Source organism: Nocardioides currus, assembly GCF_003057875.1.
Taxonomy (GTDB): domain Bacteria; phylum Actinomycetota; class Actinomycetes; order Propionibacteriales; family Nocardioidaceae; genus Nocardioides; species Nocardioides currus.
The window spans coordinates 595,051-616,784 of sequence record NZ_PYXZ01000001.1 but is presented as its reverse complement, the minus strand read 5'-3'; the positions used below and the strand labels follow the sequence as shown (position 1 = coordinate 616,784).

The window sequence follows — 21,734 nt, the reverse complement described above, 5'->3', positions numbered from 1 at the left end:
AACAACTCCGCGGAGGCCCCGAGTGAACGAGCCGCGCGTCACCCTCTACGGCCGCGCCGGCTGCCACCTGTGCGAGGAGGCGCGGGCGGTGATCGAGGGCGTGTGCGCCGAGCTGGGGGAGTCCTTCGCCGAGGTCGACATCGACACCGACGCGGTGCTGGCCGAGCGCTTCACCGAGGAGGTCCCCGTGACCTTCGTCGACGGGCGCCAGCACGACTTCTGGCGGGTCGACCCGGACCGGCTGCGCGCGGCCCTCCGGACCTGATCAACCCCCGCTGCGGGTGGGTCATCTCACATGTGGTAGCCGCCGTCCGCGCTCAGTTTGTTCTCCCGTTCACAAACTCCTACAGTGATCGCGCCGGCCCGACCTCACACGGGATTCCCACTCCCGGGATCGCGTCGGCTGGAAAGTAGACGCAGTGAGTGCACGGACGTCCAACGACCACGCCCGGGACATTCCCGAGGCAACTGTCGCCCGGCTACCCGTCTACCTCCGTGCCCTGATCACCCTCGCCGAGCAGGGCACCATGACCTGCTCCTCCGAGGAGCTCGCGACCGCCGCGGGCGTCAACTCCGCCAAACTCCGCAAGGACCTGTCCTACCTCGGCAGCTACGGCACACGCGGGGTCGGGTACGACGTCGAGTACCTCCGCTACCAGATCGCCCGCGAGATCGGGGTGACCCAGGACTGGCCGGTCGTCATCGTCGGCATCGGAAACCTCGGCCACGCCCTCGCCAACTACTCCGGCTTCCGCAGCCGCGGCTTCCGCGTCGTGGCACTGCTCGACGCCGACCCCGGCATGCACGACGAGGTCGTCGCCGGCGTCGACGTCCGGCCCTTCGACGAGCTCGAGGGGATCGTGGTCGAGCACAGCGTCGCCATCGGCGTCATCGCCACCCCGGCCGTGGCCGCGCAGGACGTCGCCGACCGGATGGTCGAGGCCGGCATCACCAGCATCCTCAACTTCGCACCGACCGTGCTGGGGGTCCCCGACGGGGTCGACGTCCGCAAGGTCGACCTGTCGATCGAGCTGCAGATCCTCGCCTACCACGTGCAGCGCAAGGCGGCCGCGGGCCTGGCGGGCAGCGTCGAGGAGGACAGCGCGTGAGTGTCCTCGTCGTGGGCGTGTCCCACAAGTCAGCCCCCGTGGCGCTGCTCGAGCGCCTGGCCCTGGACGCCAACGGCGTGACCAAGCTCGTCGACGACCTGATGGGCAGCGAGCACGTCGGCGAGGCGACCGTGATCGCCACCTGCAACCGCCTCGAGATCTACGCCGACGTCGACCGATTCCACGGCAGCGTCGAGGAGGTCTCGCGACTCCTCGTCGACCGCGCCGGCGAGTCGACCGAGGCGCTGGTCCCGCATCTCTACGTCCACTACGACGACGGTGCCGTCTCCCACCTCTTCAACGTCGCGTCCGGCCTCGACTCGATGGTCGTCGGCGAGGGCCAGATCCTCGGCCAGACCCGCGAGGCGCTCCGGCTCGGGCAGGAGATCGGCTCGGTCGGTCCCGCCCTCAACGTGCTGTTCCAGCAGGCGCTGCGCGTCGGCAAGAGATCGCACGCCGAGACCGAGATCGATCGTGCCGCGCCGTCCCTGGTCAGCGCCGCCCTCGAGCGGATCCCGGGCTCCGTCGCCGGTCGGCGCGTGGTCGTCGTCGGCGCCGGAGCGATGGCCTCGCTGGCCGTCGCGACCGTCTTCCGGATGGGCGCCTCCGACATCGCGGTGGTCAACCGCAGCAGCGACAGCGCCGACCGGCTCGCCCGGGAGTACGCCGCCCGCTCGCTGCCCCTCGCGCACCTGACCGAGGCGCTGGCCGAGGCCGACATCGTGGTGTCGTGCACCGGGGCGACCGGTGTGCTCGTCACCCGTGAGGCCCTCGCGACGGCTCGCGCGGGCAACGAGTCGCCCCTCGCGATCATCGACCTGGCCCTCCCGCACGACGTCGACCCGGCCGTCGCCGAGCTCCCCGGTGTGAGCCTCGTCGGCCTGGCCTCGCTCGCCGAGGACCTGCGCGAGACCGACGCGGGCCGCGAGGTCGAGGGCGTGCGGCTCATCGTCGCCGAGGAGATCACCGCCTTCCTCTCCGCCCGTCGCCAGGCCAGCGTGACCCCCACCGTCGTCGCCCTCCGCTCGATGGCCACGTCGGTCGTCGACGCCGAGATGGAGCGCCTCGGTGCCCGCCTGCCCGACCTCGACGACGCCGTCCGCGCCGAGGTGCTGCACACCGTGCGCCGCGTCGCCGACAAGCTCCTGCACGAGCCCACCGTGCGCGTGAAGGCACTGGCCAACGAGACGGGCGCCGTGTCCTACGCCGCGGCCCTGGCCGAGCTGTTCGCCCTCGACCCCGAGGCGGTCGACGCGGTCACCCGCGCCGGCGTTCCCGAGGAGGGTCGGACGTGAACGTCACCCCACGACCTTCTTCTCCTCCGCTTCGCTCCCCCGAACAACGCCGCGGGGACCCCGACGTGAACCTCACCCCACTGCGCCTCGGCACCCGTCGCTCCGCGCTCGCCACCACCCAGTCCGGGCACGTCGCCGATTTGATCCGCTCGCGCCTCGGGCGTGAGGTGGAGCTCGTGGAGATCACGACCGAGGGAGACGTCAGCGCCGCGCCGCTCGCCACGCTCGGCGGCACGGGCGTGTTCGTCAGCGCCCTGCGCGAGGCGCTGCTGCGCGGCGAGGTCGACGTCGCCGTCCACTCGCTCAAGGACCTGCCGACGGCTCCGGCCGAGGGAGTCGCGCTCGTCGCCGTACCCCCGCGCGAGGACCCCCGCGACGTCGTGATCGCCCGCGACGGCCTGACCCTCGGCGAGCTGCCGGTCGGCAGCCGCGTCGGCACCGGCTCGCCGCGCCGCGCCGCGCAGCTCGAGGCGCTCGGCCTCGGCCTCGACATCAGCGGCATCCGCGGCAACGTCGACACCCGCATCCGCAAGGTGACGAGCGGCGAGTACGACGCCGTCGTGCTCGCTCGCGCCGGTCTGCTCCGCCTCGGTCGCGCCGACGAGGCCACCGAGGTCCTCGACCCGCTCCAGATGCTCCCGGCCCCCGGCCAGGGCGCGCTGGCGATCGAGTGCCGCAGCACCGACACCGAGCTGGTCGCCGACCTGGCCCGGCTCGACGACCACACCACGCGCGCCGCGGTCACCGCCGAGCGGGAGGTCCTCTCCACGCTCGAGGCCGGCTGCTCGGCACCGCTCGGCGCCCTCGCGGAGGTCGTCGAGGGCGAGGACGGCGACGAGCTGTGGATCCGCGCGGTCGCGCTCTCGCCCGACGGCGGGCTCTCGGTCCGGATGAGCGCCACCGGGGCCGTCGCCGACGCGGCCGGGACCGGCCACCGCCTCGCGAGCGAGATGCTCGCCGACGGCGCAGCAAGCCTGATGGGAAACACAGGGATGGAAGCAGCAGTGAGGAAGCAGTCATGACGCGAGCACAGAGCGCCCAGTCCACGGACACCACCAAGGCCGCCGCGGCCGCGCCGCGCGGGTGGGTCTCCTTCGTCGGCAGTGGTCCGGGAGACCCGGGCCTGATGACACTCAGGGCGGTCGAGCTGCTGCGCGACGCCGACGTGATCGTCACCGAGGCGCCCGAGCACGTCGCCCTGGTGCGTGCCCTGGTCGACGTCACCGAGGACGGCCCGCTGCTCGTCGACGGCGGCTTCGGCGAGGACGGCCAGCCGCTGACCCACGCCGCCCGCGGCAAGGTCGTGGTCAAGCACGGCAAGAAGCACCGCGTCGTGCGCCTGATGACCGGCGACCCGTTCCTCTACGCCTCGGGTCCGGAGGAGGCGCAGGCCTGCGTCAAGGCCGGTGTCGGCTTCGACATCGTGCCCGGCGTCTCGTCCGTCTCCGCGGTCCCCGCCTACGCCGGCATCCCGCTGACCACCAAGGACAACCGCGAGGTCGCCGTCGTGACCTGCGGGCAGAAGGTCGACTGGAGCCAGTACGCCGACGACCGCACCCTCGTCCTCCTCTCGGGCGTCGGCTCGATCGGTGAGACCGCCGCCGCGCTGGTCGCCGCCGGTCGCCCCGCCGAGACGTCGGTCGCGATGACGAGCGTCGGCACCACCACCGAGCAGACCACCATCACCTCCACGCTCGCCGACATCGCCGCCGACGCCCGCGCCGCGCGCATGGCGCCGCCCGCCATCACGGTCATCGGCAAGGTCGTCGACCTGCGCGAGACGCTGTCGTGGTTCGAGACCAAGCCGCTCTTCGGCTGGCGCGTGCTGGTGCCGCGCACCAAGGAGCAGGCCGGCTCGCTGTCGCGCCGCGTCCGGGAGTACGGCGCGGTGCCGGAGGAGGTCCCGACGATCTCGGTCGAGCCGCCCCGCAACCCGCTGCAGATGGACAAGGCCGTGCGCGGCCTCGTCGAGGGCCGCTACGAGTGGATCGCGTTCACCTCGGTCAACGCGGTCAAGGCGGTCCGCGAGAAGTTCGAGGAGTACGGCCTCGACGCCCGTGCCTTCTCGGGCCTGAAGATCGCGGCGGTCGGCGACAAGACCGCCGAGGCGATCGCCGCCTGGGGCCTGCGCGCCGACCTGGTGCCCACCGGGGAGCAGTCCGCTGCCGGCCTGCTGGCCGACTGGCCGCCGTACGACGACGTCCTCGACCCGATCAACCGGGTGTTCCTGCCTCGCGCCGACATCGCCACCGAGAACCTCGTGGCGGGCCTGATCGACTTGGGCTGGGAGTGCGACGACGTCACGGCCTACCGCACCGTGCGCGCCACCCCGCCGCCGGCCGAGACCCGCGACGCGATCAAGACCGGCAAGTTCGACGCCGTCGTGTTCACCTCGTCCTCGACCGTGCGCAACCTCGTCGGGATCGCCGGCAAGCCGCACCCCTCGACGATCATCGCGGTCATCGGCCCCGCCACGGCCAAGACCGCCGAGGAGCACGGCCTGCGCGTCGACGTGCTGTCGCCGAAGCCCGACGTGGAGGTCCTCGTGGACGCCCTCGCCGACTTCGGTGCCGTCCGCCGCGCGGCGCTGCTCGAGGCCGGCGAGCCGGTCACCAAGCCGAGCGAGCGCAAGCCCGCGACCCGTCGCAAGGCGCGCGCGAAGTAGGTTCGACACCACGGGCCGGCGGTGAGCCAGCCACCTTCTCGCTCGCGGGAACGTGGCTGACGCGCCGCCGCCCGGCGAGTGTGGCGCGACCCGTCCGAGGGCGGTGTCCCAGCCACGTTCGCGATCCAGAGAATGTGGCTCACTCACCGCTGACGAAGTGACCGGAGGGACGTCGTGACCGACGAGCAGACCGAGATCTCCAGGCCGGTCATCCGGCCGCGACGACTGCGGCGCACCCCCGCGCTGCGACGCCTGGTCGGCGAGACGCAGGTGCGCGCCAGCCAGCTGGTGCTGCCGGTGTTCGTCCGCGAGGGCGCCACCGAGCCGGTGCCGATCGGCTCGATGCCGGGCGTCGTCCAGCACACCCGCGACTCGCTGAAGGCGGCGGCGCTCGAGGCGGCCGAGCTCGGCCTCGGCGGCGTGATGCTCTTCGGCATCCCCGCGACCAAGGACGCGACCGGCAGCGGCGCGATCGACCCGACCGGGATCCTCAACCTCGCGATCAACGACGTGGTCGCCGAGGTCGGCGACCAGCTCACCGTCATGTCCGACCTGTGCCTCGACGAGTTCACCGACCATGGCCACTGCGGCCTCCTCACGCCCGACGGCGAGGTCGACAACGACAAGACGCTCGCGGCGTACGCCGAGATGGCGATCGCGCAGGCCGAGGCCGGCGTCGACATGGTCGGTCCGAGCGGGATGATGGACGGCCAGGTCGCGGTGATCCGCCAGGCGCTCGACGCCGGTGAGCACTCCGGGGTCTCGATCCTGGCCTACTCCGCGAAGTACGCCTCCGCCTTCTTCGGCCCCTTCCGCGAGGCCGTCGACTCCTCGCTCGACGGCGACCGCAAGACCTACCAGCAGGACCCCGGCAACGTGCGCGAGGGCGTGCGCGAGGTGCTGCTGGACGTCGAGCAGGGTGCCGACATCGTGATGGTGAAGCCGGCGCTGGCCTACCTCGACGTCGTCGCGCGCGTGCGCGACGCGGTGGACGTGCCCGTGGCGGCGTACAACATCTCGGGAGAGTACTCCATGGTCGAGGCCGCCGCCGCCCACGGCTGGATCGATCGCGACGCGGCCGTGCTCGAGACCCTGACGTCGATCCGGCGGGCCGGGGCCGACGTCATCCTCACCTACTGGGCGGTCGACGCCGCGCGCCTGCTCGCCCGCTGACCGCGAGTCGGCGTGAACTGAGTGCCGAGTCGGCGTGAGTTGAGTGCCGAGTCGGCGTGAACTGAGTGCCGAGTCGGCGTGAACTCAGCCCAGCACTGATCTCGCGCCGACTCGGCGGTGGGTTTGCGCCGACTGGGCGGGCTACGGCTTCAACTTCGCTTCTGCACAGGCCCGCAGTTCGTCGATCGCCGTCAGCGGGTTGTCGACGATCCCCTCCAAGGTGCATTCAACCGTCGCCTCGGCGATGGTCAGGACCTGGTCGACCGGCGGGACGGACGTGGTCGGCAGCGGCGGCAGCGACGTGGGCAGCGGGAGCGTGGGCTGCTTGGTGGGCTGCTTGGTCGGGGTCGCGGTGGGCGTCGGCTTCGCCGTCGGGGTCGGGGTGGGCTTCGGCGTCGAGGTGCTGGTGGGCGTCGGCTTCGAGGTCGCGGTGGCGGTCGGGGTGCTCGTGCTGCCGCGGACGACGGCCTTGCCGCCCTTCGCGCCCTTGCCGGCGCGAGCGGGCGCCGTGGTGGTGCCCGGCGTGCTCGGCAGGAAGACGCCGGCCGACGTCGTGCCGTTGGGCACCGAGGTGAAGTCGCCGTCGAGGTAGGCCTGCATGATCGACAGGACCAGGTCGACGTAGTCGTTGGAGTGGTTGTAGCGGTAGACGCTGGCGCGCTGGCCCTGGTCGGTGGACAGGTCGTCGTCGCCGGAGCAGAGGTAGACGGCCGTGGCGAGCGCGGCGTCGTCGATGTCCTGCGGGTTGCGCTTGCCGTCGTTGTCGCCGTCGACGCCCACGACCGACCACGTCGAGGGGATGAACTGCATCGGCCCGACGGCGCGGTCGAACTTCGTGTCGGAGTCGAGCTGCCCGGCGTCGGTGTCGACGATGTTCTGGGTGTTGTTCTTGCCGTTGAGGGCGACGCCGTAGATCCCCGGCTGGGCCACGCCGTCGGCGTCCAGCGCGTTGCCGCGGAAGCGGCCGTGGTCGGACTCGACGCGACCGATGGCCGCGATCAGCTGCCACGGGATCTGGCAGGTCTTGTCGGCGGCGTTGATGACCGCCTCGGCCCGCTGGTAGGCCGTGAGGGCCGCCGACGGGATGCCGCTGGTGGACGCGGTGGAGATGATCGCCTCGGTGTCGCCGAGGGCCGCGTCGGGAGCCTCGGCGGCCGGGGCGGAGACGCTCGCGGGGGCCTCGATCGCCTGGGACGGGACGGTCGTCCCGTCGGGCAGCGTCGTGACGACGTCGCCGGCGACCGCGTTGCCGAGGCCGACACCGGTCAGGCTCGCGGTCCAGGCCGCGGACAGCACGGCGAGCGGCACGATGGCCGTGGCCCGGTGCAATCGGGTGAAAGCTGGCATCTGCGGATCTCCCCTGGGTGGTGCTCGGAATCGTGCGCGCGCTCCCTCAAGCGTGCACAAGGCTCTCAACGAATGGTGTCACAGGGAGTTACGCATGGGTAGGGACGTGGTGATCCTCCCCACCCCTGGGGACGTGGGGCGGTGGCCGAATCGCCGCCTGCTTGGGTCCTACGCGACAATGACCGGGTGACTGGACGTGCCACCCCCCGATCCGGCGCGCTCTTCGAGCGGGCGCAGAGCGTGACTCCCGGTGGGGTCAACTCACCGGTCCGGGCGTTCTCCGCCGTGGGCGGGACCCCACGGTTCATCCGGAGCGCGCGGGGCGCCTGGCTCACCGACGTCGACGGCCACGAGTACGTCGACCTGATCTGCTCGTGGGGCCCGATGCTGCTCGGCCACGCGCACCCGGAGGTCCTCGAGGCCATCAACGAGGCAGTCGCCCGTGGCACGTCCTACGGCACCCCGACCGAGCCCGAGGTCCTCCTGGCCGAGGAGATCGTCGCGCGCACCCCGGTCGAGAAGGTGCGTTTCGTCTCCAGCGGCACCGAGGCCACGATGTCGGCGATCCGCCTCGCCCGCGGCTTCACCGGCCGCGACGTCGTGATCAAGTTCGCCGGCTGCTACCACGGCCACGTGGACGCCCTCCTCGCCAGCGCCGGCTCCGGCCTGGCGACCCTCGCCGTTCCCGGCACGCCGGGCGTCCCCGCCAGCGCGGCCGGCGAGACGATCGTGCTGCCCTACAACGACCGGGCCGCGGTCACCGCGGCGTTCGCCGAGCACGGCGACCGGATCGCCTGCCTGATCACCGAGGCGACACCGGGCAACATGGGCGTCGTACCCCCCGAGCCCGGCTTCAACGGGTTCCTGGCCCAGACCTGCCGCGACCACGGCGCGCTGTTCATCAGCGACGAGGTGATGACCGGCTTCCGGGCCACCCGCGAGGGCGGCTGGGGCCTCGATGGCGCTGTCGAGGGCTGGACCCCCGACCTGATGACCTTCGGCAAGGTGATGGGCGGTGGCTTCCCCGCCGCGGCGTTCGGCGGCCGCGCCGACGTGATGGGCCGCCTCGCGCCTGAGGGCCCGGTCTACCAGGCCGGCACCCTGTCGGGGAACCCGATCGCCACGACCGCCGGTCTCGCCACGCTCAGGCTGGCGACGCCCGAGGTGTACGCCGCCCTGTCGGCGACCGCCGACACGATCATCGGCGCCGTGGTCGACGCCCTCACCGCGGCCGGTGTGCCCCACGCCGTACAACGCGCCGGGACGATGTTCTCGGTGTTCTTCCGTGACGGGGCGGTCAGCGACTTCGCGGGCGCGTCCACCCAGGACACCGCCGCCTTCGCCGCGTTCTTCCACGCCATGCTGGACGCGGGGGTCTACCTCCCGCCGTCGGCGTTCGAGTCGTGGTTCGTCTCCGCGGCCCACGACGAGAGGGCGGTCGCCACCGTCCTCGACGCACTCCCGATCGCGGCGCAGGCCGCAGCGAAGGCCAGCGCATGAAGACGATCGTCCACCTGCTCCGCCACGGCGAGGTCCACAACCCGGAGGGCGTGCTCTACGGCCGCCGCGACGGCTTCCACCTCTCCGAGCTCGGCCACCGGATGGCGGCCCGCATCGGCGAGTCGCTCGGCGACCGCGACATCGTCCACCTCCGTACGTCGCCGCTCGAGCGTGCGCAGGAGACGGGCGCGCCCCTCGCCGCCGCCCGCGGCCTGACCCCGGTCCTCGACCCGCGGGTGATCGAGTCGGCCAACCAGTTCGAGGGCATCAACTTCGGCGGCGGCGCGAGGACGTTCCTCAAGCACCCGGGCCTGCTGCGCCACCTCTACAACCCGCTGAAGCCGTCGTGGGGCGAGCCGTACGACGAGATCGCGGCCCGGATGATGGCGGCGGTGCACGACGCGCGCGACGCGGCCCGCGGCCACGAGGCCGTGATCGTCTCGCACCAGCTGCCGATCTGGACGACGCGCCTGTTCGTGGAGAAGCGGTCCTACCTGCACCACCCGAAGACCCGTCAGTGCACGCTGTGCTCGGTCACGTCGCTGCACTTCGAGGACGACAAGCTGCGGCAGGTCGCCTACTCCGAGCCTGCCGGCGACATGATCCCGGTGGCGGACCGCTCGGCCCCCTTCTCCGCCGGTGGGGCCACGCCGGAAGACCGGCCGTGAGGCGCCTGCCCGTCCTGCTGGGCCTGCTCGTCCTCCTCGTGACGGGCTGCTCGTCGCTCGAGGGGACGGGCGACAAGGGCTACATCTCGCAGGACGGGTCCGTCACGCAGGTGCCGGTCGCCGACCGCGAGCAGCCCATCGACGTCAGTGGCGACGGGCTCGACGGCACGGAGATCTCGCTGGCCGACCTCCGTGGTCGCGTCGTCGTGGTCAACGTCTGGGGCGCCTGGTGCGGCCCGTGCAGCGACGAGCAGCCCGACCTCAACGAGGCGGCCGAGAAGACCTCCGGCGTCGCGAACTTCGTCGGCATCAACATCCGCGACAGCTCGCCCGACACGGCCAGCGCGTTCGTCCGCTCGTTCGACGTGCCGTACCCCTCGATCTACGACCCCGACAGCAAGCGGCTGCTGGCCTTCTCCGAGGTGATGCGCGTGCGCTCACCGCCCACGACGTTCGTCCTCGACAAGGAGGGTCGCATCGCCGCCGCGATCTTCGGCTCGCTGCCCTCGGCGGGCACCCTCGTCGACCTCGTCGAGGACGTCGACGGTGAGTCCGGTGGGTGACCTCTTCCGGGAGACCGCGGCGTCGGGCTCCCTCGTGCTGGCCGTCCCCGTCGCGCTGGTCGCCGGTCTCGTCTCGTTCTTCTCGCCGTGCGTCATCCCGATACTGCCGGGCTACCTCTCCTACGCCACCGGCATCTCCGGGGCCGACCTCGCCGAGGGACGGCACGGTCGCGGCCGGATGCTCGCCGGGTCGCTGCTCTTCGTCCTCGGATTCGCCACCGTCTTCGTCTGCCTCGGCGCGATCACCGGCCGGTTCGGCTTCTGGCTGGCCGAGCACGTCGAGCAGCTCAACGTCGTGCTCGGCGTCTTCGTGATCCTGATGGGGCTGGCCTTCATCGGGCTGGTCCCGCTGCTCCAGCGCGAGGTGCGCTTCCACCGGGTCCCGGCCGTCGGCCTCGCCGCGGCGCCGTTCCTCGGCTTCATGTTCGGCCTCGGCTGGACCCCGTGCGTCGGGCCCACGCTCGGCGTCATCTTCAGCCTCTCGGCCCAGGAGGCCACGGCGGCCCGCGGCGCGGTGCTCTCGGCCGTCTACGCGTTCGGGCTCGGGCTTCCCTTCGTGGTCGCCGCGCTGGCCTACCGCCGCGCCCTCTCCGCCTTCGCGGTCGTCCGCCGCCACCAGCAGTGGGTCACCCGCATCGGGGGAGCGATGCTCGTGCTGGTCGGTGTCCTCCTCGTCACCGGGGCCTGGGACTGGGCGGTCCAGTGGATCCAGGTCCGGCTGGTCAACGGCTTCGAGGTGGCGGTGTGAGCACACCATGACCCAGCAGCAGACGAAGGACACCGGCGGCCGCGACCGGCAGGCCACCCCGATGCCCACCGACATGAACGCCCGCGAGCTCGCGCGCTGGACCTGGCGCCAGGTCACCTCGATGCGTACGGCGCTGGTGCTCCTGCTCCTCCTGGCGCTGGCCGCCATCCCGGGCTCGATCGTGCCGCAGGAGGACGTCGACTCCATCGGCGCCTCGCGCTGGCGGGACGCCCACCCCAAGCTGACGCCGGTCTACGAGAAGCTCGACCTGTTCTCGGTCTACGACTCCCCGTGGTTCTCGGCGATCTACATCCTGCTGATGATCTCCCTCGTCGGCTGCATCGTCCCGCGCACGCTCGTCTACTGGCGGGCGCTGCGCTCCAGGCCCCCGGCGGCGCCGCGCAACCTCGCGAGGCTGCCCGAGCACGCGGCGTACACCACGACCGACGACCCCGGCGACGTGGTGACCCGGGCCGCGGCCGAGCTGAAGCGCCGTCGCTACCGCGTGGTCGTCGGGGAGGACTCGGTCTCGGCCGAGAAGGGCTACCTGCGCGAGGCGGGCAACCTGGTCTTCCACCTCTCGGTGCTGGTGGTGCTGGTCGGCTTCGCCCTCGGCGGGATGTTCGGCTACAAGGGCGGCGTCATCGTCGTGGTGGGCAGCGGCTTCTCCAACGACCTCACGCAGTACGACGACTTCGTGCCCGGCAGCCTGTTCAAGGGGGAGGACCTCGAGCCCTTCTCGTTCACGGTCAAGGACTTCGAGGTCGACTGGCTGACCGAGGGGCCGCGGGCCGGCATGGCGCGCAAGTTCGTCAGCACCCTCGACTACCAGGAGTCGCCGGACTCCGAGACCAAGACCTACGACCTGCGCGTCAACCACCCGCTGACCATCGGCAGCACCGACATCTTCCTGATCGGGCACGGCTATGCGCCGGTCATCACCGTCAAGGACGGCAAGGGCGACGTGACCTACAGCGGACCGACGATCTTCCTGCCCACCGACCAGACCTTCCAGTCGTTCGGTGTCGTCCCGGCGCGCTTCGCCAAGCCGAAGCAGATCGGCCTGGAGGGGGAGTTCTACCCGACCTTCGCGCTCGGCGACGGGCTGCCCCGCTCGAGCTTCGGCGATCTCGTCAACCCGCTGCTCTCGATGCTGGTCTACACCGGCGACCTCGGCACCGGCGACTCGGTCTACGTCCTCGACAAGACCGACGCCACCCCGGTGCTCAAGGCCAACGGCCAGCCCTTCCGGCTCGACATGCGCCCGGGCGACGAGATCGACCTGCCCGACGGCCTCGGCTCGGTGAGCTTCGACGGCATCGAGCGCTGGAACAAGATCCAGATCAGCCGCACCCCCGGCAAGCTGGTCGCACTGGCCGGCGTCGTGATGGCGCTGGTCGGGCTGCTCGGGTCGCTGTTCATCCGGCCCCGCCGGGTGTGGGTGCGCACGCGGCGCTCGGAGTCGGGCGAGACGGTCGTCGACATCGGAGCACTGGACCGCAGCAACGGCGGCGACCCGGAGCGCGGCGAGCTCGAGCTCGCAGGGATCATGGAGACCATGCAGAAGACCGGAGAGGACGCCACGTGAGCAACGCATCGTGGGAGGCGCTGAGCAACCAGGCGGTCGCCGCCTGCGGGGTCGTCTACTTCCTGGCCCTGCTCGCGCACCTCGTCCAGTGGGCGGGCCTGCGCAGGCTGGCCGCGGACGAGACGGTGACGACGGGTCGTACGGCGATGGCCGGGCGCCTCGGCGTCCTCCTGACCGTGATCGCCGTCGGCATCCACGCCGTGGCGCTGCTCGGTCGCGGGATGGCCGCCGACCCCAACCGGGTGCCGTGGGGCAACATGTACGAGTTCACGCTCGCCGGCACGTTCTTCGTCGCGCTGCTCTACCTGCTGTTCCTGCGCCGCTTCGCCCTGGAGTGGATGGGCCCGCTCGTCGTCGCCCTGGTCCTCTCCCTGCTGATGCTCGCGGTGGTCTGGCTCTACGAGCCCGTCGCGCCGCTCACCGAGGCGCTCTACTCCTACTGGCTCGTCATCCACGTGGTCTCGGCCGTGATCGCCACCGGTGCCTTCACGCTCGGCGGGATCTGCTCGGTGCTCTACCTCCTCAAGGAGCGCTCGAAGGCCGACCGCGGCTACCTCGCCCGGGTGCCCGAGCTGGCCTCCCTCGACCGGATCTCCTACCGCATGCACGCCTTCGGCTTCCCGGTGTGGACCTTCGCGGTGCTCATCACCGGGCCGATCTGGGCGCACCAGGCGTGGTCGTCCTACTGGAACTGGGACCCCAAGGAGGTGTGGGCGTTCATCACGTGGGTGGTCTACGCGGCGTACCTCCACGCCCGTGCCACCGCCGGGTGGAAGGGCCGCAACGCGGCGATCGTGGCGCTGGTCGGACTGGCGACCCTGTGGTTCAACTTCATCGGCATCAACTTCTTCAGCTCGTCCAGCCAGCACTCGTACGCCGCGCCGGTGACGCCGGCCGTCGTCCGGATCGACCCCGCACCATCGGAGGCACCACTGTGAAGGAATTCGCCGTCTACACGGGGCTGCGCATCCTGCTCTTCGTCGCCAGCCTGATCACCGTGATGCTCATCTGGTCGCTGTTCACCGACGGCCGGGTCTCCGCGATCTGGCCGGTCGTGATCGCCTTCGCCGTCTCCGGCGTGCTGTCCTACTTCCTGCTCAACCGGCAGCGCGATGCGTTCGCGCGCAAGGTCGAGGAGCGCGCCTCGCGGGCCGCCTCGGCCTTCGAGCAGCGCAACGCGCGCGAGGACACGGACGACAGCTGAGTCAGAAGCCCGTCAGGCTGTACGGCGGCTCCGCGAGGTCGGCCATGGCGGCGAACCGCGCGAGCGCGGCGTCCGTGCCGTGCACCCGGCCCGCGCGCGCGAGCGCCGAGGCGTTGGCCCCGCCGAGGTAGAGCGAGCCGAGGGTCTCGGCGGTGAGCGTGACCTCCGCCGGGTCGTCGGTCCGCGTCACCTCGGCGCGGCCGGACGCGGTCACGATTCGGTAGCGCCCGGCGGCGTGTCCCTGCGCGTCCTCGACCTCGAGCACGATCTCGTCGTCAGCCGTCCACGGTCGTGCGGCCAGGGCACGCACCACGTCGAGCACGCGCACCCACAGGAACTCCTCGTGGGCGGTGAAGCTGACGGCGTTGATGTCGGTGAGCGCCCAGCGCAGCGGGTCGTCGGGGAACCCGAGGCCGAAGGTCACCCGCTTGGCCATGTCGATGCTGCCGAGGAACCGCCACAGGGCGAGTCCGGCGGGCGTGGTGAGCGCCATCATCTCGGTGACGTTGATCTTGCGCTCGTCCCCTCGTCCGTCGGCCTTGTAGAGCACCACGCCGTCGATCGTGCCCTCGGCGTCCAGGTGGACCGCCCCCCGCAGCTTCTTGTCCGGCCCGCCCTCCCCGAAGTCGAAGGCGCCGGTGTGGAGCACCTCGTAGAACTGCGGCCACTCGACCGAGCCGCGGGTCTGGGCGTGGAACCGGTCGAAGACGTCCTTGACGATGGGCCACGAGTCCGGCGGCTCGATGAGCTCCACCCGGCCCGGGTCGCTGAAGGCCCGCAGCCCGAAGCGCGGACCGGTGTCGAGCTCGATCTTCTGCGCGAAGACGGCGGCGCCGAAGCCCCATCGGCCGTAGATCGTGGCCTCGGAGGCGGTCAGCGCCGCGACCGGGATCCCGTGGGCGACGGCATCGGCGAGGTCCGCCTCGATCAGGCGGCGTACGAGCCCCTGGCGCCGGTGGGCGGGGCTGGCGGTGACGTCGGTGACCATCCGCAGCGGCACCAGCTCGTGGCCGGCGTTGAGCGTCTTGTCGAAGCTGCAGTACGTCGCGACCGGCACCGGGCCGGCTCCGAACTCGCCCTCGGGCAGCCAGGCGCCGGTGCACACGGCCCCGTCGGCGCGGACGTGGGTCAGCCAGCGCGTCTCGAACTCCTCGTCGGGCCGTCCGCTGTGGAAGCCGCGCTGCACGGCCGCCAGCCAGCCGGAGCGCCGGGCGCGTCCGGCATCGGACTCGTCGGAGAGATCGAGGGTCGCGAAGTCGTAGTCCACGCATCCACGCTAGTCAGCGTGGCAACGGGATTTCAGGCCAGCAGGAGGGGTGCGGCGACCAGGACCGCGAGCACCAGCTCGGCGACGCCGGTCAGCTGCAGCACCGGGACCAGGGCCGGTCCCTGCGCCTTGCCGAGGACGATCCGCACGGCCGGCAGGATCCGCAGCACGAACAGCAGTCCGAGCAGGCACCACCAGGTCGACGCGGCGGCGATGGCGACGACCGCCACGGTGGCCGCCCCGACGAGCAGGGCGTAGAAGTAGCGGGTGCGCTCGTCACCGAGCACGACGGCGAGCGTGCGCTTCCCGGCGATCGTGTCGGTGGGGATGTCGCGCAGGTTGTTGGCCACGAGGATCGCGCAGGTCAGGGAGCCGATGGCGACGGCGCCGTACACCGCGAGGAGCTCGAACGTCTCCGTCTGCACGTAGGTCGTGCCGATCACCGCGACCAGCCCGAAGAACACGAACACCATGACCTCGCCGAGTCCGAGGTAGCCGTAGGGCTTCGAGCCGCCGGTGTAGAACCAGCCCGCCAGGACGCACAGCACGCCGACCGCGACCAGCCACCAGGCCGTGGTCGCCGCGAGCACCAGCCCGGCGAGCGCCGCGACCCCGAAGGCCAGGAACGCCGCGGTCTTCACGGCCCGCGGCGACGCGGTCCCGGAGCCGACGAGCCGCATCGGGCCCACCCGGTCGTCGTCGGTGCCACGGATGCCGTCGGAGTAGTCGTTGGCGTAGTTGACCGCGACCTGGAGGGCCAGGCTCACCACGAGGGCGAGGGCCGCCTTCCACCACACCGGCTCGTCGACGTACGCCGCGGTGCCGGTGCCCACGAGGACGGGAGCCACGGCAGCGGGAAGGGTGCGCGGTCGGGCTCCGGCGAGCCAGTCAGTCGGGGTTGCCACCGAGGGATTGTGTCAGGGGGCTGATCCCGCCCGGCTCGGCGGGCTGCTCGACGGTCGGTGGGCCGACCGGGGCGACGTCGTGGGTGGGATCGAGCGCGGCGTCGTGCGACTCGTCGGACGCCGACGCGTCGGCGAGGACCTCGGCGGGCACGTGCTGCTCGAGGAAGCGGCGGGCCACGGCGGTGGAGGGGTGCAGGGCGGCTGCGGCGATCGTGATGGCGGCGCCGATGATGAGCCAGCCCGTCGCGCCCCAGTTCATCGCGAGGAAGGTGAAGGCCGCCGGCGCCCACACCCGTCCGAGGGTGCCGGCCAGCTCGGCGGCGCCCTGGTACTCCCCGCGGCGTCGGGGGTCCATCAGCTCGGCCTCGAAGGTCCAGCTGGCGGCCGAGAGGAAGAGCTCGGCGCCGGTCAGGGTGACGTGGCCGGCGAAGAACAGGGCGATGGTCACCCAGCCGACGGTGTCGTGCGTGGAGAGCGTGATGACGCAGGAGACGATGAAGAAGACCGTGGAGACCCGGATGGCACGCAGAGCGGTGTGCACGTCCTTGACGCCGCGGGCTGCCGCCAGGGGCAGGAAGATGCACATCACCGTGTTGGTGCCGAACAGCAGCGAGAGCACGACCCACGGGGCGTCCGTCTTGTCGACGAGCCACAGCGGGATGACGATGTTGAGGATCACCTGGTTGGTCCACAGCACGCCGGTGAAGAACGACGTGGCCAGCCAGCCCACGTTGCGCATCGGCCCCGGGCCGGGGATCTTGACCTTGCGCTCCTCGTCGGTCTTGAGGTCGTGGGGGGCGTCCGGCAGGCGGGTGATGTTGTAGGCGTTGAACATGAAGACGATCGCGGTGAAGACCGGGACCCCCATGAGCAGGGTCAGCGACTCGGGGCCGAGCGCGATCACGCCGAGCAGCGAGCCGAGGGTGAAGCCGACGTTGAGCGCGGAGTACATGTACGCCCGCGACTTCACCCGCTCGTGGGGTGGCAGCACGTCGATCGTGTAGGCGCCGTGGGCGACGCCGCCGAGTGCGCCGATCACCTCCATCACCACCGCCATCGCGAGGTAGCCCTCGAAGCTGTCGATGAACGGCCACACCGCGAACATCGAGGCCTGGCCCGCGCTGCTGATCGCCCACGAGCGCTTGGCGCCGAGGCGGTCGACGAGCCGGCCCATCGGGTAGGCCGCGATGAAGGAGGCGATGCCCGCGATCGTCAGACCGAGGCCCACCTGGGCCGGCGTGAGGCCGACGACCTGGGTGAAGAAGACGGCCGAGCCGGCCATGAACGTGCCCTCACCGAGCGCGAACAGCAGCGACTGGGTCGCCAACCGCCCCGCCAGCTGCGAGGGCGGCCTGGCCTTGTCGACCAGACGTGCGCGAAGTCCCGAGTCAATGGTGCTCATCGTCGGACATTGTCCCTCGTCGCACCGACATCCGTCTCGGGAGTTTCGGGTTCGGTCGGTCGGGCGGGATCTGCCAGCACCAGGAATTGGTTGCATCAGGCAACCATGTGTACGTTACACACATGACGACCTCCCTCGCGCCGACCGTGCGTCCGCGCCTCGCCATCGGGGTGCTGTGCCTCGGCGGCCTCAGCGCCGCCCTCACCCAGACCATGGTCATCCCGATCCAGAGCGAGCTGCCGCGGCTGCTCTCGACCTCGCCGTCGAACGCCGCGTGGGTCGTGACCATCACGCTGCTCGCTGCCGCCGTGACCATGCCGGTCGCCGGGCGGATCGCCGACCTGGTCGGCAAGCAGCGGGTGCTGTTCGTGAGCTCCGCGCTCCTGCTCGTCGGGTCCGCGGTGTGCGCGATGTCCGAGTCGCTGGCCCCGATGCTGGCGGGCCGCGCGCTGCAGGGACTCGCGATGGGCTTCATCCCGGTGGGCATCTCGTTCATCCGCGAGTTCGCGCCGCCGGAGATGGCCTCCACCGCCGTCGCCACGATGAGCGCGACCCTCGGCGTCGGCGGCGCGATCGGGCTCCCGCTGGCCGCCTGGATCGCCGACCGCGGCGACTGGCACGCCCTGTTCTGGGTCGCCACGGGCCTCGCTGCGGTCATCACGCTGCTCGTCGGGGTCGCCGTGCCGCACGTGCACGACGGCTCCTCCGGGCGCCTCGACGTGCCCGGCACCGTCGGCCTCGCGGTCGGGCTCTCCGCCTTCCTCGTCGGCGTCTCCAAGGGCAGTGCCTGGGGCTGGGACAGCGGCCGCACGTGGGGTGCGATCGTCCTGGGCCTGGTGGTCCTCGTCGCGTGGGGCGTCTTCGAGCTGCGCCAGGACGAGCCCCTCGTCGACCTGCGCACCACCGCCGAGCTTCCCGTGCTGATGACCAACCTCGCCGCGGTCGCCATCGGCTTCGGGATGATGGCGCAGTCGATCGTGGTGCCGCAGCTCCTCCAGATGCCGGCGGCCACCGGCTACGGGCTCGGACAGTCGATCCTCGCCGCCGGCCTGTGGATGGCCCCGGCCGGCCTGATGATGCTGGTCTTCGCCCCGGTCTCCAGCGGCCTGATGCGGAGCATCGGCGCCAAGCGGACCCTGATGATCGGCGCCGCGGTCCTCGGCGCCGGCTACCTGGTGGCCCTCGTGCTCATGGACGCCCCGTGGCAGCTGCTCATCGCGTCCTGCGTCGCCTCGGCCGGTGTCGGGATCGGGTACGCCGCGATGCCGACCCTGATCCTCGACTCGGTGCCCGCCACGGAGGCCGCGTCGGCCGTCGGGGTCAACGGCCTGATGCGCTCGACCGGCACCACGCTCGCCGCCGCGGTGATGGCGACGCTGCTCACCAGCAGCACCACGACGGTCGGTGGCTTCGCGATCCCCAGCGAGGGGGCGTTCCGCTGGTGCTTCGTGGTCGGGGCGCTCGCCGCGTTCGTCGGCGTGGCCATCGCGGCCGCGGTGCCCACGCTCCGCAGCGCGGGCTCGGACGCGACGGCACCCGCTACGGTGACGGCGGACGCCTGAGCCACGCGGCGAGAGGTGGTGGACCCAGTGCCCCGAGCAGAGTCGACGTCGGTGCCGACTCCGGTGGACGACCAGACCCTGCGCTCGCTCAGCCACGAGCTCATCCGGCTCGGCCGGCGCCGGGACACGAGTGACCCCTCGCTGGTGCTCGACGGGTCGGCGTACAAGATCCTCTGGCTGGTGGTGGAGGACGGCCCCCAGACCCTGCGCGACCTCGCACAGAAGCTGCAGCTCGAGCAGTCCACGATCAACCGGCAGGTCCACGCCGTGATCGCGCGAGGCTTCGCCGAGAGGTCGTCCGAGCCCGGCTCGGCAGCGATGCTGGTCGAGGCGACGGCGGCCGGCGAGGCGGCCTACCGCAGCGACTCGCAGGTCCGCACGGACGGGCTGCGCCGGATCGTCGACACCCTCGGCCAGGACGCCGCCGTCTTGCTCGCGGGCGGCCTCGCGGAGCTCAACGACGCCATCGACGAGGCCGTGGCGGAGAAGACCGCGCGAGGCTGATGTCGAGACCGGCGGGCTGGCTCCGTCCCACTCATGACCGGCACACGATCGACGAAGGGTGGCTCCCATGACGCACGTACGACGCTTCGACCACATCGGCATCACCGTCTCCGACCTCGAGGCGGCCACGGACTTCTTCGTCCGCCTGGGCCTCGAGGTCGAGGGCACCGGGGAGGTGGCGGGCGAGTTCGTGGAGACCGTCTGCGCGATCCCGGGCGCCCACTGCCGCATCGTCATGCTCCGCCCGCCCGACGACGGGTGCCGCCTCGAGCTCTCGAGCTTCGTGACCCCCGACCACGTGGCCGGGTCGCCCGCCGCGCTGGCCAACGAGGTGGGTCTGCGCAACGTCTCGTTCGAGGTCGGTGACCTCGACGCGGCGCTGGCCGCGGTGGCCGGAGACGGCTACGGACTCGTGGGAGGTGTCGGGGCGTACGAGGACAGCGTCCGGATGGCCTACGTCCGCGGGCCCGAGGGGATCGTGGTGTCGTTGTTCGAGCAGCTCGGCTGAGTCCCCGGGGAACACCTCGTCGTCGACCTCGGTTGGGGGACTCGTGAGTGCTCCCGAGATCACCCGTGCCAGCGTCGGCCTCCGCAGCGAGCGTGGACCCCTGCTCCTGGCGGTCATGCTCAGCATCGGGCTGGTCGCGATCGACGCGACGATCCTGGCCACGGCTGTCCCGGCCGTGGTCGACGACCTGGGCGGGTTCACCTCCTTCCCCTGGCTGTTCTCGATCTACCTGCTGGCGCAGGCCGTGTCGGTGCCGATCTACGGCAAGCTCGCCGACCTCTACGGGCGCAAGCCGGTGATGCTGACCGGCATCGGGCTCTTCGTCCTCGGGTCGCTGCTGTGCGGCATCGCGTGGAGCATGCCCGCCCTCATCGTCTTCCGCCTCGTGCAGGGCCTCGGTGCCGGCGCCGTGCAGCCGATGGGCATGACGATCGTCGGCGACGTCTACTCCCTCGAGGAGCGCGCCAAGGTGCAGGGCTACATCGCCAGCGTCTGGGCGATCGCCTCCGTCGTCGGACCGACCCTCGGCGGCGTCTTCGCCGACTACCTCAGCTGGCGCTGGATCTTCTTCGTCAACCTGCCCCTGGGCATCGCCGCGGGCTGGGTGCTGTGGCGCCGGTTCGAGGAGAAGGTCGAGCGACGCTCGCACGCCATCGACTACGCGGGTGCGGTGCTGCTCGCGGCGGGCGGCTCGCTGCTGCTCCTCGGGCTGCTGGAGGGCGGCGTGCGCTGGGAGTGGAGCTCGGGCCCGAGTGTGGCGATCCTCGCCGCGGCCGTCGCGCTGGTCGCCGCCTTCGTGGCGGTCGAGGCGCGCACGGCCGAGCCCGTGCTCCCGCTCTGGATCTTCCGGCGTCGCGTGCTCAACGCCGCCAACTCCGGCGCCTTCGTCGTCGGGGTCCTGATGCTCGGGCTGACGTCCTACGTCCCGCTCTACGCCCAGGCCGTCCTCGGCCACGGCGCCCTCGTGGCCGGGCTGGCGCTGGCCGCGATGACCATCGGCTGGCCGATCGCGGCGGCGACGAGCGGCCGCTTCTACCTGGGCATGGGCTTCCGCCGTACCGTCCTGATGGGCGCGATGTTCGTGATCGCCGGCGCGGCGCTGCTGCTGCTCGTCAGCGAGGACAGCGCCCTGTGGCAGCTGGCCCTTCCGTGCTTCGTGATGGGCGTCGGGTTCGGGTACGTCGCCAGCCCCGGGGTCATCGTCGCGCAGTCCTCCGTCGGCTGGGAGCATCGCGGCGTCGCCACCGGCACGAACATGTTCGCCCGCTCGATCGGCAGCGCGGTGGGGGTCGCGGTGTTCGGCGCCATCGTCAACAGCCGCGTCGCCGGCGGGACCTCGTCCGGCTCCACGGTGGCCCTCGAGCAGCTGTCCGCGGGCGTCCTGGCCCCGGCGATCCACGCCGTGTTCGTGTGCTCCGCGGTCGCGGCCCTGGCGCTGGTGCTGTCGGGCCTGCTCATGCCGGACCGCGTGGGTGCGGAGGCGTCGGCCGACTCGTGAGGAAGTGACTCAGCTCGGCGTGGGACAACCCGCTGATCTGGGCGACCCGGTCCAACGGCACCCCGACCCCGTGGAGGTCGCGCACGGCTCGCCCCAGCGCGGCGTGGGCCGCCCCCACGTCGCCCTCGGAGGTCGCACGGTCGACCTGGAAGAGGGCGCTGATCAGTCGCTCGGCATGGGCGTCTTCGCACGTGGTCACGGCGGCTAGGAGGCGGCTACACCCGGCCT

The 21,734-nt window shown here is 71.8% G+C and carries 21 protein-coding genes; 17 read left to right on the top strand and 4 right to left on the bottom strand.

Going from position 1 to position 21,734, the window contains the following annotated elements; all coding sequences use genetic code 11:
• Positions 1-22: 22 nt before the first annotated feature.
• The 6 genes from C7S10_RS02950 to hemB all read left to right on the top strand — a co-directional run bounded on the left by C7S10_RS02950 (position 23) and on the right by hemB (position 6,242).
• Positions 23-265 (top strand): glutaredoxin family protein, encoded by a 243-nt coding sequence (locus C7S10_RS02950; protein ID WP_108342883.1) that lies wholly within the window; start codon positions 23-25, stop codon positions 263-265.
• Positions 266-419: 154 nt separating this feature from the next.
• Positions 420-1,109: a redox-sensing transcriptional repressor Rex gene (locus C7S10_RS02945; protein WP_108342882.1), complete on the top strand. Its 690-nt coding sequence runs from the start codon at positions 420-422 to the stop codon at positions 1,107-1,109.
• Complete coding sequence (locus C7S10_RS02940) at positions 1,106-2,404, top strand: glutamyl-tRNA reductase (protein WP_108342881.1); 1,299 nt, start codon at positions 1,106-1,108, stop codon at positions 2,402-2,404. Before C7S10_RS02945 ends, C7S10_RS02940 begins: the two co-directional genes overlap by 4 nt.
• A 65-nt stretch (positions 2,405-2,469) precedes the next feature.
• Positions 2,470-3,426 (top strand): hydroxymethylbilane synthase, encoded by a 957-nt coding sequence (hemC, locus tag C7S10_RS02935; protein ID WP_243395165.1) that lies wholly within the window; start codon positions 2,470-2,472, stop codon positions 3,424-3,426.
• Positions 3,423-5,069: a bifunctional uroporphyrinogen-III C-methyltransferase/uroporphyrinogen-III synthase gene (locus C7S10_RS02930; RefSeq protein WP_108342880.1), complete on the top strand. Its 1,647-nt coding sequence runs from the start codon at positions 3,423-3,425 to the stop codon at positions 5,067-5,069. The genes hemC and C7S10_RS02930 overlap by 4 nt, the downstream gene beginning before the upstream one ends.
• Positions 5,070-5,243: 174 nt before the next feature.
• Positions 5,244-6,242: a porphobilinogen synthase gene (gene hemB, locus C7S10_RS02925; RefSeq protein ID WP_243395164.1), complete on the top strand. Its 999-nt coding sequence runs from the start codon at positions 5,244-5,246 to the stop codon at positions 6,240-6,242.
• Between the two features lie 141 nt (positions 6,243-6,383).
• On the opposite strand, the gene C7S10_RS02920 is transcribed toward hemB, so the two are convergent.
• The gene (locus tag C7S10_RS02920) at positions 6,384-7,589 is read right to left on the bottom strand and encodes a lytic transglycosylase domain-containing protein (protein ID WP_108342879.1); all 1,206 of its coding nucleotides are present in this window, start codon (positions 7,587-7,589) and stop codon (positions 6,384-6,386) included.
• A 186-nt stretch (positions 7,590-7,775) separates the two neighbouring features.
• Between C7S10_RS02920 and hemL the strand changes: the two genes are divergently transcribed.
• The 7 genes from hemL to C7S10_RS02885 are packed head-to-tail and all read left to right on the top strand — an operon-like array spanning position 7,776 to position 13,860.
• Positions 7,776-9,089 carry a glutamate-1-semialdehyde 2,1-aminomutase gene (hemL, locus tag C7S10_RS02915; protein WP_108342878.1) on the top strand — a complete coding sequence of 438 codons (1,314 nt, stop codon included), beginning with the start codon at positions 7,776-7,778 and terminating at the stop codon, positions 9,087-9,089.
• The gene (locus C7S10_RS02910) at positions 9,086-9,757 is read left to right on the top strand and encodes a histidine phosphatase family protein (RefSeq protein ID WP_108342877.1); all 672 of its coding nucleotides are present in this window, start codon (positions 9,086-9,088) and stop codon (positions 9,755-9,757) included. The genes hemL and C7S10_RS02910 overlap by 4 nt, the downstream gene beginning before the upstream one ends.
• Positions 9,754-10,320, top strand: coding sequence for a TlpA family protein disulfide reductase (locus C7S10_RS02905; protein WP_108342876.1), 567 nt, complete (start codon positions 9,754-9,756; stop codon positions 10,318-10,320). Before C7S10_RS02910 ends, C7S10_RS02905 begins: the two co-directional genes overlap by 4 nt.
• Entirely contained in the window at positions 10,313-11,068 is a 756-nt protein-coding gene (locus tag C7S10_RS02900) for a cytochrome c biogenesis CcdA family protein (RefSeq protein ID WP_108342875.1), read from the top strand. The genes C7S10_RS02905 and C7S10_RS02900 overlap by 8 nt, the downstream gene beginning before the upstream one ends.
• A 7-nt stretch (positions 11,069-11,075) precedes the next feature.
• Positions 11,076-12,656 (top strand): cytochrome c biogenesis protein ResB, encoded by a 1,581-nt coding sequence (resB, locus tag C7S10_RS02895; protein ID WP_108342874.1) that lies wholly within the window; start codon positions 11,076-11,078, stop codon positions 12,654-12,656.
• Positions 12,653-13,594, top strand: coding sequence for a c-type cytochrome biogenesis protein CcsB (gene ccsB, locus C7S10_RS02890; protein WP_108342873.1), 942 nt, complete (start codon positions 12,653-12,655; stop codon positions 13,592-13,594). Before resB ends, ccsB begins: the two co-directional genes overlap by 4 nt.
• Complete coding sequence (locus C7S10_RS02885; RefSeq protein WP_108342872.1) at positions 13,591-13,860, top strand: DUF4229 domain-containing protein; 270 nt, start codon at positions 13,591-13,593, stop codon at positions 13,858-13,860. The genes ccsB and C7S10_RS02885 overlap by 4 nt, the downstream gene beginning before the upstream one ends.
• Before the next feature lies 1 nt (position 13,861).
• Here C7S10_RS02885 and C7S10_RS02880 read toward each other — a convergent pair whose 3' ends face one another.
• Genes C7S10_RS02880 through C7S10_RS02870 form a run of 3 tightly spaced genes read right to left on the bottom strand, consistent with a single transcriptional unit; the run spans position 13,862 to position 17,434 of the window.
• Complete coding sequence (locus C7S10_RS02880; RefSeq protein ID WP_108342871.1) at positions 13,862-15,127, bottom strand: GNAT family N-acetyltransferase; 1,266 nt, start codon at positions 15,125-15,127, stop codon at positions 13,862-13,864.
• A gap of 32 nt (positions 15,128-15,159) precedes the next feature.
• Complete coding sequence (locus C7S10_RS02875; RefSeq protein ID WP_108342870.1) at positions 15,160-16,032, bottom strand: 1,4-dihydroxy-2-naphthoate polyprenyltransferase; 873 nt, start codon at positions 16,030-16,032, stop codon at positions 15,160-15,162.
• Entirely contained in the window at positions 16,016-17,434 is a 1,419-nt protein-coding gene (locus C7S10_RS02870; RefSeq protein ID WP_108342869.1) for an MFS transporter, read from the bottom strand. The genes C7S10_RS02875 and C7S10_RS02870 overlap by 17 nt, the downstream gene beginning before the upstream one ends.
• Positions 17,435-17,556: 122 nt before the next feature.
• Here C7S10_RS02870 and C7S10_RS02865 point away from each other — a divergent pair, with 122 nt between their 5' ends.
• From C7S10_RS02865 to C7S10_RS02850, 4 genes are all read left to right on the top strand, one after another.
• Positions 17,557-18,996: an MFS transporter gene (locus C7S10_RS02865; protein ID WP_108342868.1), complete on the top strand. Its 1,440-nt coding sequence runs from the start codon at positions 17,557-17,559 to the stop codon at positions 18,994-18,996.
• A 51-nt stretch (positions 18,997-19,047) separates the two neighbouring features.
• Complete coding sequence (locus tag C7S10_RS02860; protein ID WP_165807030.1) at positions 19,048-19,500, top strand: MarR family winged helix-turn-helix transcriptional regulator; 453 nt, start codon at positions 19,048-19,050, stop codon at positions 19,498-19,500.
• 67 nt (positions 19,501-19,567) lie between these two features.
• Complete coding sequence (locus C7S10_RS02855) at positions 19,568-20,008, top strand: VOC family protein (protein WP_108342866.1); 441 nt, start codon at positions 19,568-19,570, stop codon at positions 20,006-20,008.
• Between the two features lie 43 nt (positions 20,009-20,051).
• Positions 20,052-21,506: an MDR family MFS transporter gene (locus tag C7S10_RS02850; RefSeq protein WP_243395163.1), complete on the top strand. Its 1,455-nt coding sequence runs from the start codon at positions 20,052-20,054 to the stop codon at positions 21,504-21,506.
• Positions 21,507-21,734 lie beyond the last annotated feature (228 nt).